Raw genomic sequence first — 12,470 nt, forward strand, 5'->3', positions numbered from 1 at the left:
AAATGTATATACAAGATAGAATTATGTTTGAATTAAAATATCACACACCTTTTAGCTGGACTGAAAAAGTCCTAGCCGACTTTGATACCTTTCTTCAAGATCACGCCGCTGCAGAAAAAAAAGCAGCGGGAATGGCGATGGCAATGCTTGGTCATTACCCAGATAGGATCAAGCTGGTAAAAGCAATGGCAGATCTCGCAATAGAAGAAATGATCCATTTTAAACAGGTACTTAAGATCTTAACCGAGCGTGGTACGCTACTAGGTAACGATCAAAAAGACCCCTATATAAAACAAATGCGCGCACTTTTCCGCCAAGGCACAGATGAATATTTAATTGATAGATTGCTGATTGGCGCAGTAATTGAGGCTAGGGGCCATGAGCGTTTTTCTTTAGTTGCAGAAGCGCTTCCTGAAGGCAAAGAGAAAGACTTTTATGTTGCCATTGCTAAGTCAGAAGAAAAGCATAAAAACCTCTTTGTGGAGCTCGGCTATGAGTATTTCGACAAATTAACAATAGATAACCGCCTAGAAGAAATTCTCATCGCAGAAGCAGATATCTGCAAAGGCATTCCATTTAGCGCTGCGCTTCATTAGTATGAAATAACTGGGATTAAATAATAATAACAAGGACATAACAATATGAAATTAAGTGCTTTTTTATGCACCAGCTTCATTCTAACTTCAAATTTTGCAGCAAAAGCTGAGACCTTTAGCGCATTGAATGCTTGGAAAGAACTCGATCATAACTTGCAAACCCATTACGCTTATTTAGAGGACTTTAAAGGTTACCAACAAACTCGGCAGTTATTTGAAAAGAAGTTAAATAACTTAGACTCGAAGCAGGCCTTTATTGACTTAAGCCAAGCATATTTACGCCACTTTACAGATCCGCATCTCAATCTAGGTCCATTAAATGAAGAGGATTACAGTGTCTATCCAACAGGTGCAGATATGTATGTCGAATTCTATGATAACAGTGCACTTATTATTGACGTCAAGCGTAGCAGCGATGCAGATGTTAAAGGATTAAAACCCGGAGATATCGTGGTGAAGATAGATGGAAATACGATAACTCAAGCCATCCAAGACGTAATGCAGGTGCCATTGAGTCAATTAAATAAGGCTCAGAAGAGTTACGCACTGAATGTTGCGTTAGGAGGAAAACGTTATAAAACACGCGAAATTGAATTTAAAAGGGATACAAAGTTAGTCACCGTCGAACTTGCCGCAAGTTACGATGCAATAAATGCGCTAGGCAATGGGCCTAAAGTATCCTACGAAAAAATAGATGAATTTGGTCATATTCGATTTAATAACGCCATGGGTAACACCCAAACCGTTGCTGAGTTTAAGGCTGCATTAAAGTCTCTAGGTGAAGTGAAAGGTTATATTATTGACCTTAGAAATACTCCCAGCGGCGGAAATACAGGCGTAGCAGAACCCATACTTGGACATTTTACTGCTGCGCCAAGCGTATATCAAAAGTACCGTACGCAAACAGGAACTGTACAATTCAACAAATCAGAGTTAAAAGACGCACTCACTAAACCAGCAAAGCAACAGATAAAGGTTCCGTTTGTCGTACTTGCTGGACGCTGGACTGGCAGCATTGGAGAAGGAATGACAATAGGTTTTGATGCTTTGGGTGCGGATGCAATAATTGGTGCACCGATGGCTGATTTACTCGGCGGGATCAAACGTCTCGACCTTGCTCAAAGTGACGCTTGGGTTGAAGTTGGATTTGAACGTTTATATCACGTAAATGGTGGTTTTCGTGAAGACTTCGAACCAAATATAATCGTGGCTGGCGACATGGATAAAAATGGTAAAGACGTAGCATTAGAAACAGCAGTGTCAGTTTTACATTCGAAAACGATTTCAGGTCAAAAAGTATCCCGTAAACATCCAACGAAATTTTGATTGTATAAGAGAGTAAGCTAGTCTCTCTTTTAATTTATCGTATTTAACATAATATAAAACATAAGTTTACCGATTGTCTGGACAGTAGAAGTGGTGCGGTTTTAACATGCTATTTACCCGCAAATTGACGGGGGAAAAATGCTGCTTACGCAACACTTTGCCGCCAAAATTTTGCAGCTTCTTCATCGCCGTTCTTCTCAGCCTTAAAAGCCTGTAAAATTGCCATAGTTTCAAGGGCTTCTGGATGGTCACCCACTAAAAGTAGTTTCAAGGCTGTATATTCTGAAAACTCGTTCTTTCCATTCCTTACGGCACTAACTGACTGTGTGGTTAAGCCTGTTAGCTTAGCGACCATGTAGTCAGATTCAACGTCTATCGCGGCTTTAAACCAATCAAGCAGCTCAATTGAGTTGGTTATTTTCATAAGTTTTCTCATCATCAACAATAATCCCTATTTCTGATTGTAGACGTAGTCAGGCCAGCTTGCACTAGGTAGGCCAGCTTGCGTAGTAAGTCTGGACTGTATAAAGTTCACCTCGTTACTGGTTTTCTCAACTGGAAACAATCCCTTGGCTTTAGCTACTGAGTGTTTACTCGGTAGCTATTTTTCAAAACAAAAATTAAGCCAAGGTGAATATTTACCCATAACCAAGCCAAGGTGATTTTATGTGTTCATTAAGCGCAAGCGCTAAATTCCGTTATCTACGTTCTTTAACTGCTCAACAAAGGGCATTAATTAGAGTTCAACGTGACAGGTACTCAAAGCTGATTAGTGAGTCTGTGGCCAGTAAAAGGTCAGCCTGAACATCCGTGTTTATAGCTAAAGCTATCACGGTAGCTTTAGCTATAAGCACTCGTTAAATAAACGGCTTTAGGGTTTCGTATTTGCTTTGGATCATAGTGTAAGTGGAGCAGTACGCTTTAGCCGTGCGGGTTGAGTGCCCGAATGGGGTTATCACGGGAACATTGTCAATAGCCCCACCTGTACGAAGCGATAGCGCTACGGCTAGGAGAAGCGCCCAAAGGGGATAATAGGAGTTTCGCAAACTCCCGCTCATGACCACTAGGAATACGGCCAAAGCTATGAGAGTGAGCAGGCGGCAACAGGGGAGCGTTAGGTTGAAAGCTCTTGAATAGTCACTCTTGCGGAACGTTTACCACAACGTCCCGCCATCTGAAGCAGGGCTTGGCAAGTAACACTAGCTTTAGCGTTACTTGCCAAGCCTACCTATAGCGTTTCAGATGCAGCGCCGACATTACGATTAGCTTTAGATACCGATTCAGTTCGGTTAGTTCTTTAGCGGTTCGTAAGGGGCTTGCTGCATCTGAAGCGCAGCGAAGATGTAGCAAGGGTGAAGAGCTTCGACCTACGGGAGGCATTATAAACCCAATGAATCGCCCCGCGAGGGGCCATCCTTTTTCTGGGGTGAAAAGGGGGTTATTTTCACCCCATACAACCCCAAGGGCGTAAGTGAGGAGCAAGGCCCTGCAAGGGCTTTCATTATCGCGCCCTTTGGGCGCAAAAAAACATGACCTGTTCATTTCATAGCAAACAAAAAATCTTATAGGGCGGTGCGGTATGTGCGTCAACAAGCCCGCAAGGGCTTTTGTCCACATATCCACGGCTTATTGAGTTGTGCGGTAAGTGTGTCAGCAATCCCGCTAGGGATTCTGTCCACTTATCCACAATTTTCGTTTTTTTCAATAAAATCATAAGGATAGAGTTTTGAGTGATACAAAATCTAAGATATTCAATGAGTTAGAGCGAATAGCTGTACTTGAAAAGCAGGTAGAAAAGGCCAGCCCGCTCAACATCAAAGCGCCAGCAATTGCACTGGCTAAGTCTCAGCGTAAGGTCATCGCGATGCTGTGCAGCGTTGTATTTGAACCTGAGCATCAACAAGGGGGCGCGAATGGCTAATGAAGTTTTGGGCGTTGTTACGTGTCCACATTGCGGCAGTGACGCCACAGTACACCGTCAGGCGAGCCGAAACGCAAAATTGTACTACCGATGCTACGACGGCCCCAAAGGCCCGTGTGGAACCGTGCAGATCACCTTAGAGGGCGGTCAATGGTGGCTCACTAACAATATGCGCCCATTAACTGGCGCTGAGGCTGAAGAAGCCGCCCACGAAGCCGCAGAGCTTGCCAGAGAGGCACAGCTCAAAGCAGCAAAACAAAAATCAGGAATATTTACCGCATTATTTGGAGATGACGACGCATGAGCAACGAAGCAGATCAGCAAGCAATAGACACAATTGCAGAAGAACTAGGCCAACCAGACTTTTCAAGCTTTGAGACAGACAGCCCAGAAATAACGGGCGAGATAATGGCAAGTGAGGGCGGTGGTCAGTCCGTTTCAGTGGGCGCAGGCGATATGACCGTGATTGTCGCAAAGTTTGCCACAGGTTACATGGCAAGGCGTAATGGTGATCACTGGAACTTGCAACCAGAGGAAGCCGAGGAACTGAGCAAAGCAATGGATGCACTTGTGCCAGATATGAATCTATCGCCAACGTGGGCGGCTGTGGCCGTAGTAACAGGCATCTTTGCACCGCGCATTATCACAGATATGCAAATTCAAGAAGAAATCGAAATTAACGGGGGTGAAGATGACCAGAGCAAAGCGGCCAGCTAAGCGACAAGACCCATCATTACCGAATGAAAACATTCTCATCGTTGGTGCTTCTGGTAGCGGTAAATCTGCGTTCCTACGTGAAACGGTGGATTTTAAACAGCGTAGGATTATTGCATGGGACCCTGAAGAAGATTACCCGCTCCCGAGAGTACGCAGCCTAGAGGCATTCTTAAAACTCGCTAAAAAGAGCGGTTTCGGGCCTATACGGTGTGCCTTGACTGTAGCGCCTACAGAGGAAAACTTCGAGCAGTTCTCGGCAATCGCCTTTGCGCTGGCTCATGCTGCTGCACCAATGACGATAATCGCGGATGAAATCGCAGACGTTACACGGGTGAGTAAGGCGAGTTTCCACTGGGGGCAATTATGCCGCAAGGTGCGCAAATATGGCGGGCGGCTATGCGCTATCACCCAGCGTCCACAGGAAGCGGACAAAACGATTATGAACCAAGTGGAATACACATGGTGTGGTGCACTAAAGACAACGGCCAGCGCTAAGTATATGGCCGCTGAAATGGGTATCACATTAGAGAAATTACAGTCAATTCAAAACATCCACCGCAAGCAGGTTCAATATTGGATCCGTAAAGGAACGGATGCGGCCACAATGGAAACTATCAAGTTTTAAGGATAACTATGATTTTATATATATTTGACCTCATGCTCCGCCTGTTCATGGCACCGTTGTTTATTTTTGGCTTTATCTTCGATTTGATAGAGCAACTATTCGGTGAGTTCATGGCAATCATTTTAATTGGGTTTCTTGTACTCTCGCTAATTACTTTAGGGGTTGTTTGGTTTGCTCAGTTCTTTGGTGAGAGTATGTGCCTAGATGTAGGTGAAACGATGGGCTTACAAACGCATTACACATCGTTTCATTGTTTCGTGACCGAAGACGGTAAAACCATACCACTCAGTAACTACAGAATAGACTAAAGCAACTCGGCCAAGGGGTTGTCTTCTAGTTTATCCAGTTTACCAGATAGGTACTTCATCAAAGCGCTTTTCGAAACTTCACCTTTCTTTGAAATCCTGCGCAATCGTAAAATCATCTCTTTTTCTTCGTCAGTGACGCGATAAGGTGTCTTTGTTTCTTCGGAACGTGGCCGACCAGCTCCATCTCGTTTACCACCATGGCCAATAGGTAAGAAATCACTTTCTACTAAGCTAGTATGTTTGATTAGCCCAGTTTTATAGTACGTGTTTTTTAAAATATCTAAGTCTGTTGTTATGGGTAAGCAAGTTACGATAGTCGGCTTTTTCCCATCTGGCGCATATTCAAAGGTGAATGAGCCATCAGTACCTAGTGTAGCGAAAGCATCATTTGCAGAGTTTTTAAACATTGTCGTGCCAGTTGGGAATTGGATCACTTCAATCTCGACCATGACTTTTCCTTGATTAATGTTACACAAATCAAATTCTATCTCAATTTGAATAATGTAACAACAATCAAAATAATTTAGCTAAAGCTACCGACAAAAAAACTTTACCCACCAAAAATAGCTTTAGTTATAGCCCAAACAGCCCATAGCAAAAGGGCATATCTTCGCGCTGTCAATTCAGACAATAACGGAGATAAATACATGTTTAGTAAAAACCGCCTTATCACTATAGGCATGACAATCGCTATTCTCGCGGTCATCAATAAAGCCTCACCGCTTCGCCCAGTTAAACGACTAATCAACTAGGGGGTAGAAGATGCGCGAGATTGTAGCTTTACCAACCATTTCAGGTGTAGCACCTAAAGCCAGTGTGTCTCAGACATTACCAATCGGCATGACCTATGACCGCATTCACATGCAGTATTCAGGGGTAAAACCGTCACAAATTACCAACGTGCGCCTTGAACTCAATGGCCGATTGGTTACGCAGTACAGCACATTGCAAGACCTTATCGAAGAAAACACACGTTTTAAGCGTGAAGTGAAAGCAGGGATTGCAACGTGGCACTTTGTACGCGATGACATGTCCAGTGCGCTTTATCCTGAACTCATAGAGCAACGCTTCTTTGCATTGGGTACAAATGGGCTAAACACCGCACAAATTCGCTTTGACATTGCACAAGAAGCCACAGCGCCAGTTATCGAATGCTTTGCTGAAAAGTCAGCGGCCAACGTGCCAGGTACTTTGATGAAGCGAAGAACGTTCGTGTACAAGCTAAACAATGGCCGTACTGAAATCGACAACCTGCCACGCCCAACGAACGCAAGCATTATGGCGATTGCGATTAAAGCGCCGGGCGTCGAAGGGGTTGAATTTCTGGTCGACAACGTGAAGTGGCGTGAATCAGTGCCGCTAGAGCTGCACAAGCACATCATGCGCCAGAATGGCCGCACACCAATCGCAGACGAGTTTTATCTCGACTTCTGTCTTGAGGGTGACAAGTACAACACCTTGAAATTAGATCCCGCTATTCGAGATATGCGCCTACGTGTGGACTGCACGCAGGAAATACAGGCCGAAGTTGCGGTGTATTACTTTGATGACTTTGCCACAAGTTCATTCTAAGGGGGCTAAATGTCTAACCAAACCATGCTGCCACAAGGTTCACCGCAGCCAACCTCTTGGTTGGGGCAAATCGGTGGATTCCTTAGTGATGCAGTTGGCGCCTACGCCAATTTCGAGGCGGTCAAGGCGCGTAAGAACTCGACAGGTCAGGGGCGGCTGGAACATGCCGCCACACCTGAACTAGAAAATGGTGCAGCCGTTCAGGTCGAGACTCCAAAAACGACACCTAATTCAACTCAGCAAGAGACCCTTGTATTTGGTGTACCGCAAAAGACGCTTTTGCTTGGTTTTGGTGGTCTTCTGGTGGTTGGCTTACTGCTAAGGAAATAAGCGATGCAGACACCAAGAAACGTGAAATATTTTGCCTATGGTGTGGCTGTGGCTGCAGGAGGCGCACTACTGGCCGAAGTAGTACGCAGCCTTTACCGCAAGTACACCGCAGGGGGTGAACAATGATGCCATTACTGGGGGCCGCGATGGGTGGAATGCCAGGCATGACGAATGGGGCGGGCAGTCCCATTAGTTCCAGTGCAAGCTCATCGACAGGTGACCAAACGCAGCGTAACGGGTTCACAGGTGGCGGGGTGTCCTTTGGCACCAATAACAACAATCAGTTGTTGATTATTGGCGGTATTGCCTTAGTGGCGCTGTTCCTTTTGAAGAAATGAACATAGCACCAATTAGCGAGCTGTGGCGGATTAAACGGGCGGCTGGAAGTCCCGCAGATTATGAAGCTATCGCACAAGAGATAAGAGCCAGACACGCAGTTTTTATCCACCACAACGCTTGCTATGCGGTACTACGTAACGACCAAGACGGCCTATGTGTCGTGTGTGCCGAGGGCAGCGCCCTTGGTCAGTTGGCACCTTACATCGTTCAAATTGCCAAAAAGCTCAGCGCCCCCTCAATCGTATTTCATACCAAAAGGCGGGCACTGGCACGCCTACTTAGCGCTTACCACTTTCAATATGAAATGACCGATATCAACGGTTACTTAGTTTACAGGATGGTTCTCAATGGGTAGTAAATCCAAAAGTTCCAGCCGTCAATCCACCAATAACACCAGTGTTTCGTTTGGGGTTCAAGGTGATAACAACGGCTTTATGAATGTTGGGGACGGCAACACATACAACATTCAACAAACAGATCATGGTTTAGTAGACGCAATGTCGAACATCGGTGCAGATATGGCCGATACGTTTCAAACGATGACCGATTATCAAACACAGTTTGCATCTGATGCACTGTCAGACGCATTTAACTTCGGCTCTGATATTAACCGCGATTCGCTAGATTTTGCAGAGAATAACAGCGCTCGCGCCTTTGATTTTGCAGAGGATAATAGCGCTCGCGTTTTTGATTTTGGCTATGACGCAATGAGTCAGGTAGGGACTGCAACGCAAGGCGCTCTTGATTTTGCGGAGAATAACAGCGCTCGCGCCTTTGATTTTGGCTATGACGCAATGAGTCAGGTAGGGACTGCAACACAAGATGCTCTTGATTTTGGATCAGATGCACTAAAGATGGGCGGCAACTTAGCGCTCGACGCGATGCAGTTTACCAGCGACACGGCCAATACAGCCATGTTAGAAAATGGCGACTTAGCCCGCGCGGTCGTCAACTCAGCAAATGACATGCACGCAGCCAATAACGACTTTGCATCAAACCTATTTGGGGATGCGGTTAATGCCGTGAATGACAGCAACGAACGTGTATCAGAAATGGCGTACTTCACTGCGAACGCGACCAGCGATTTAGCCCGTGATGTTGCGGCCAGTAACGCAGACTTAGCAGGGCTTGCCATTGGCAGTACACAAGATGCGCTAAGCGATGCCTATGGCGATGCAGCCGACCAAAGCCGACTGGCGCATAAGCAAGCGCTTCAGTTCGTTGACAATATGAGCCGCAGTGACGGCCAGCAACTCGCATTACAAACCAATAAAACCATGATGTATGTCGTGGTGGGTGTCGTTGGGGTCACCGTTGTCGCCATGATGGCAGGGAGAAAATAAGATGTTAAGCAAACTCAATATTGAAGCCAATTTTCCGACTGAGTTAGTTGGCGAAGGCCAGTTCATCAAAGTGATGAATAGTGAGGCTGAAGTCAGGCTAACGGCCTATAACGCCTATGGTTCCGAAGTGTTTTCCACTGAGGCGCGTGCAGGCTTTGAAATCACGACAAATCAGGTATTTGCTCGTCTTGTATTACAGAGCCAGCAAGCCCAAAAAGTTGAAGTATGGTCGTCTGCCCATCGTTTAAGTTATGACGCATTAAGCACCAAAGCGAGCCGTTCTTTATCTTTCATTGTAGACCACTTTGGCCTGTCACAGCGCTTGTTACCGTTTGACCCGTCACAGTCAAATGCGCGCATATCTTGCGATAACGTTGGCTTTTGGGTTGGTGGTGAAGGGGTTAACGCTGAAACGGGCATGTATATTCCAGCTCAAACGATATACGAACATAACTCAGCTGCACCTTTGTATGCGTTTATTGCGGCAAGGCCCGACCAACGTGTTAGTCCATCAAGCATTTACACTGTGAATATTGATGCCAATCTGACAGCAAGAAGTGCTATTTACCATAATGGCTACATTATCCATGAATCTGCGGGTGGCAGTAGCACATGGTATGCAACCAATGTGGACACTGGCGTTAGTCGGCAATATGTCGAGCCACTAGAAAGCCCCATCTCATACGGCGATTATATTTATGCGCTCAGGGGGTGGGATAAACGGGATTTAATCATTGCTGATACTAATGGCATTCTACAAAAACCCCGAAACCCAAATCACGCTGATTTCACTGCAAATTGTTTGGTAGAAAAACACGGTGTCTTTTATGTGCTTGGTGCAGGTTACGGCACAGCACCGAATAAAATCATCACCTTTGTTGATGGGGTATGGAGTACTAAAACATGCCCAGAAATCCTACTAGACCGTGATATTGAGCGTGCGTATAGCGACCCATACAGCAATGATATTTTGCTGTTTTGTGGTGACTCCCTCTATGTGACCAACGATGAATTTGTGACAGTACGCCGAATAGAGGGCGTGACACTACCCATAGGTATAAAAGAGCCGCCCACATTCACAGATAGCACGATTATGTTTACCACTTCTAGCGGCGCAATTGCCTATATTCGCGATTCGGGCGAGGTCGTGGATATTGGTGCTGCGTTCCCTGAATTTGTTGGCGGTTGCCTGATTGGTCGTCAATGGGTGATTTTGGCAGGTAATAAAATCTATACGACTGATGACGCATTAAAAAGCTATCACGTTGCCTACACACATCCAGAGGCGTTTGCGACGAGCACCACATATTGCAAACCTGTTGGGAATGAATTGCAGATATGGCAAACGGGCGCAACATCAAAGCTATTGCGGATGACACTAGAGCCTGATTTAGATAGCCCAAAAGCGCGCTTTAGGGTGTTCAAGGAGTCGTTTTAATGCAACAGAAAACCCTGTTTTTAGCATTAGGACTGATATTACTAGGAGGATATTTTATGAAGACCGGTTCACCAAAAGGCATACGTAACAACAACCCGCTGAACATCGAAAAAGGCGAAGATTGGATTGGCATGGTGGGCGATGATGGCCGCTTTGTTATCTTCGAAACGGTAGAACATGGACTAAGAGCAGCAGGGCGCATATTGCGCACCTACGCCTTTAGACATGGCCGTACAACCATCAATGGAATTATCTCCCGTTGGGCACCACCGTCAGAGAACAAAACACAGAACTACATCAATTTTGTGTCAAAGCGTGCTGGTATTCCAAGTGACAGGCCACTGGCCCAAGCGGAATACCCGAAAGTCATGGAAGCCATGATAATGATGGAGAACGGCGAACAGCCATACAGCATGGAAACCATTCAACGTGGCTTCGATTGGGGGTTCAATGGGTAATTTCATTTCAAAAAATGTCAGCCTATTTGCCACGCTGTACGGTGTGTGGTGGGTATATAACTACTTCAAAGTAGAGAGTAAACCGTTTACCAAATCTGTCGCCAGCGTACTGGCTGAAGTCCAATTCGCGGCTAATGGCTCTAACTATATTAAGTACCCCAATGCGGGCTTCGTTTTAGACCCAGACAAACTGAACCCAGATTATACCGTTAGGGATAAGACGTGGTTAAAAGCAATGTCGATGACGCATGATGATCACATGGATTATCTAGAAAGACTGTTCGACGGAAACTTACAGCTTAGGCCACGATACCAGCCGCTAATCGGCCAAATCGTAACGGCTCAGGCATTAGATATGATTGATAAAGGATAGGGTATGGATATGTCTACTGTCGTGGTAATCGGTGTGCAAGTAGGTGGTTTCATTGCCACCATTGCCACGCTAAAAAACGACATCAACTGGCTGAAAGTCATTATTAACGCGCAAGACGAGCGCATCAAACAATTGGAGGCAAAGATATGCTAACCACACTAGGAAAATACCTGTTAACGAAGTTGGCCACAGAGGCATTCATCAAACGAGTCTGTTTAGCAACGGCCAAGCACCTAGCGGCCAAGAGCAACAACAAACTGGATGATGAATTAGTAGGGGCTTTGGATGAGGCTTTGAAGTAGTTTGCATTTTGATAGTTGTAACGTAAATCAAAAAAATGGGCTGCAATATCGCAGCCCAAAACACTAAGCCGACTTGTCCTTTTTCTGCTCAAACCTGAGCATGGCGTCCTTGAACCTAAAGCGGTCTGACATTTCTATCAAATCCCGTCCCATTTCCTTGAGTTTATCACGAGCAATGACCAGATCCTTAAGGTGGTCAATTTCAGCTTGTAATGAGGCTGTATGCGCTTCGTGATAGCGTGAAGTCCTTTGTAGAATGTCTATTTTATTTATGTAATCGGGTTCATATCTTGCGCCTCGTGGTGTCCACAAATAACCATCACGACAGATAAAAAAGCCGTCCCATGATTTATGGTTAGATACGCTACCGTTAATACGCATTTCCAAGAGCCGAACCGCACGGGGGCATGGTTTATTTTTGCTGATCCAACGCTCAAGCGTGCGCTCTTTGACCATTAAAAACTCGCATACCTGTTTGCGGTTTAACTTACCGAAGTTCATAAATCCCGCTCTGAAAAGTAACTCTTTAAAGTCAGTCATCATCAATCCTTACTTCCTTTGACGTTGTTTTTGCGTCGAGCGTCCTGCACGGAAGTGGGTTTTTATATGAAATTTTTCGATTAATAAATTTAGAACAATCAATTTTGCTAATGATACAGGAAAACGAGAAAACTTATGAAAATAAGGCTTAGAGAGGGATTTTTGATTGAACCATGAAACACCCGCAAAAGTGTCGCAATTTAGGTTATTTAACATAATATAAATTATAGGATGTTAAATATGTAGTGATTGTAATATCAAGAAAGCTAATTTAATCATCTC

At 45.1% G+C, this 12,470-nt stretch carries 21 protein-coding genes; 18 read left to right on the plus strand and 3 right to left on the minus strand.

What is annotated here, in order from left to right; all coding sequences use genetic code 11:
* Positions 1-23 precede the first annotated feature (23 nt).
* Positions 24-596: a tRNA-(ms[2]io[6]A)-hydroxylase gene (locus CWC29_RS07350; protein WP_039495868.1), complete on the plus strand. Its 573-nt coding sequence runs from the start codon at positions 24-26 to the stop codon at positions 594-596.
* 45 nt (positions 597-641) lie between these two features.
* The gene (locus CWC29_RS07355) at positions 642-1,922 is read left to right on the plus strand and encodes a S41 family peptidase (protein WP_128728118.1); all 1,281 of its coding nucleotides are present in this window, start codon (positions 642-644) and stop codon (positions 1,920-1,922) included.
* A 145-nt stretch (positions 1,923-2,067) separates the two neighbouring features.
* Here the strand turns inward: CWC29_RS07355 and CWC29_RS07360 are convergent, their stop codons facing one another.
* On the minus strand, positions 2,068-2,361 hold the full coding sequence (locus CWC29_RS07360) for a hypothetical protein (protein ID WP_010605427.1): 294 nt from the start codon (positions 2,359-2,361) through the stop codon (positions 2,068-2,070).
* A gap of 1,287 nt (positions 2,362-3,648) precedes the next feature.
* Between CWC29_RS07360 and CWC29_RS07365 the strand changes: the two genes are divergently transcribed.
* The 5 genes from CWC29_RS07365 to CWC29_RS07385 are packed head-to-tail and all read left to right on the plus strand — an operon-like array spanning position 3,649 to position 5,493.
* Positions 3,649-3,843 (plus strand): hypothetical protein, encoded by a 195-nt coding sequence (locus CWC29_RS07365; RefSeq protein ID WP_138524031.1) that lies wholly within the window; start codon positions 3,649-3,651, stop codon positions 3,841-3,843.
* Positions 3,836-4,147, plus strand: a complete 312-nt coding sequence (locus CWC29_RS07370; RefSeq protein WP_010605425.1) for a zinc ribbon domain-containing protein — start codon at positions 3,836-3,838, stop codon at positions 4,145-4,147. The genes CWC29_RS07365 and CWC29_RS07370 overlap by 8 nt, the downstream gene beginning before the upstream one ends.
* The gene (locus CWC29_RS07375; protein ID WP_138524033.1) at positions 4,144-4,560 is read left to right on the plus strand and encodes a hypothetical protein; all 417 of its coding nucleotides are present in this window, start codon (positions 4,144-4,146) and stop codon (positions 4,558-4,560) included. Before CWC29_RS07370 ends, CWC29_RS07375 begins: the two co-directional genes overlap by 4 nt.
* Positions 4,535-5,185 (plus strand): P-loop NTPase family protein, encoded by a 651-nt coding sequence (locus CWC29_RS07380; RefSeq protein WP_138524035.1) that lies wholly within the window; start codon positions 4,535-4,537, stop codon positions 5,183-5,185. The genes CWC29_RS07375 and CWC29_RS07380 overlap by 26 nt, the downstream gene beginning before the upstream one ends.
* Positions 5,186-5,193: 8 nt before the next feature.
* Positions 5,194-5,493: a hypothetical protein gene (locus tag CWC29_RS07385; RefSeq protein WP_138524037.1), complete on the plus strand. Its 300-nt coding sequence runs from the start codon at positions 5,194-5,196 to the stop codon at positions 5,491-5,493.
* Here the strand turns inward: CWC29_RS07385 and CWC29_RS07390 are convergent.
* Complete coding sequence (locus tag CWC29_RS07390; protein ID WP_138524039.1) at positions 5,490-5,942, minus strand: hypothetical protein; 453 nt, start codon at positions 5,940-5,942, stop codon at positions 5,490-5,492. The two genes, CWC29_RS07385 and CWC29_RS07390, sit on opposite strands and share 4 nt — an antisense overlap.
* Before the next feature lie 313 nt (positions 5,943-6,255).
* On the opposite strand from CWC29_RS07390, the gene CWC29_RS07395 reads away from it, so the two are divergent.
* The 11 genes from CWC29_RS07395 to CWC29_RS07440 are packed head-to-tail and all read left to right on the plus strand — an operon-like array spanning position 6,256 to position 11,648.
* Positions 6,256-7,065, plus strand: coding sequence for a major capsid protein P2 (locus CWC29_RS07395; protein ID WP_138524041.1), 810 nt, complete (start codon positions 6,256-6,258; stop codon positions 7,063-7,065).
* Between the two features lie 9 nt (positions 7,066-7,074).
* Entirely contained in the window at positions 7,075-7,395 is a 321-nt protein-coding gene (locus CWC29_RS07400) for a hypothetical protein (protein ID WP_138524043.1), read from the plus strand.
* A 3-nt stretch (positions 7,396-7,398) separates the two neighbouring features.
* Positions 7,399-7,521: a hypothetical protein gene (locus tag CWC29_RS23970; RefSeq protein ID WP_017217398.1), complete on the plus strand. Its 123-nt coding sequence runs from the start codon at positions 7,399-7,401 to the stop codon at positions 7,519-7,521.
* 20 nt (positions 7,522-7,541) lie between these two features.
* Positions 7,542-7,733, plus strand: a complete 192-nt coding sequence (locus CWC29_RS07405; RefSeq protein WP_235956542.1) for a hypothetical protein — start codon at positions 7,542-7,544, stop codon at positions 7,731-7,733.
* A complete protein-coding gene (locus CWC29_RS07410; RefSeq protein ID WP_010605418.1) occupies positions 7,730-8,089 on the plus strand; it encodes a hypothetical protein in 360 nt (119 codons plus the stop codon). The genes CWC29_RS07405 and CWC29_RS07410 overlap by 4 nt, the downstream gene beginning before the upstream one ends.
* The gene (locus CWC29_RS07415; RefSeq protein ID WP_138524047.1) at positions 8,082-9,077 is read left to right on the plus strand and encodes a hypothetical protein; all 996 of its coding nucleotides are present in this window, start codon (positions 8,082-8,084) and stop codon (positions 9,075-9,077) included. The genes CWC29_RS07410 and CWC29_RS07415 overlap by 8 nt, the downstream gene beginning before the upstream one ends.
* A 1-nt stretch (position 9,078) precedes the next feature.
* Positions 9,079-10,515: a hypothetical protein gene (locus CWC29_RS07420; protein WP_138524049.1), complete on the plus strand. Its 1,437-nt coding sequence runs from the start codon at positions 9,079-9,081 to the stop codon at positions 10,513-10,515.
* Entirely contained in the window at positions 10,515-10,973 is a 459-nt protein-coding gene (locus CWC29_RS07425) for a virion protein (RefSeq protein WP_017217403.1), read from the plus strand. Before CWC29_RS07420 ends, CWC29_RS07425 begins: the two co-directional genes overlap by 1 nt.
* Positions 10,966-11,346, plus strand: coding sequence for a hypothetical protein (locus CWC29_RS07430; RefSeq protein ID WP_138524051.1), 381 nt, complete (start codon positions 10,966-10,968; stop codon positions 11,344-11,346). The genes CWC29_RS07425 and CWC29_RS07430 overlap by 8 nt, the downstream gene beginning before the upstream one ends.
* A gap of 3 nt (positions 11,347-11,349) precedes the next feature.
* Complete coding sequence (locus CWC29_RS07435) at positions 11,350-11,499, plus strand: hypothetical protein (RefSeq protein WP_167815417.1); 150 nt, start codon at positions 11,350-11,352, stop codon at positions 11,497-11,499.
* The gene (locus CWC29_RS07440) at positions 11,493-11,648 is read left to right on the plus strand and encodes a hypothetical protein (RefSeq protein ID WP_017217405.1); all 156 of its coding nucleotides are present in this window, start codon (positions 11,493-11,495) and stop codon (positions 11,646-11,648) included. The genes CWC29_RS07435 and CWC29_RS07440 overlap by 7 nt, the downstream gene beginning before the upstream one ends.
* A 63-nt stretch (positions 11,649-11,711) precedes the next feature.
* Here the strand turns inward: CWC29_RS07440 and CWC29_RS07445 are convergent, their stop codons facing one another.
* Positions 11,712-12,191, minus strand: coding sequence for a hypothetical protein (locus CWC29_RS07445; protein ID WP_010605413.1), 480 nt, complete (start codon positions 12,189-12,191; stop codon positions 11,712-11,714).
* Between the last annotated feature and the right edge of the window lie 279 nt (positions 12,192-12,470).

The sequence above is a fragment of the Pseudoalteromonas galatheae genome (assembly GCF_005886105.2).
GTDB classification, from domain to species: domain Bacteria; phylum Pseudomonadota; class Gammaproteobacteria; order Enterobacterales; family Alteromonadaceae; genus Pseudoalteromonas; species Pseudoalteromonas galatheae.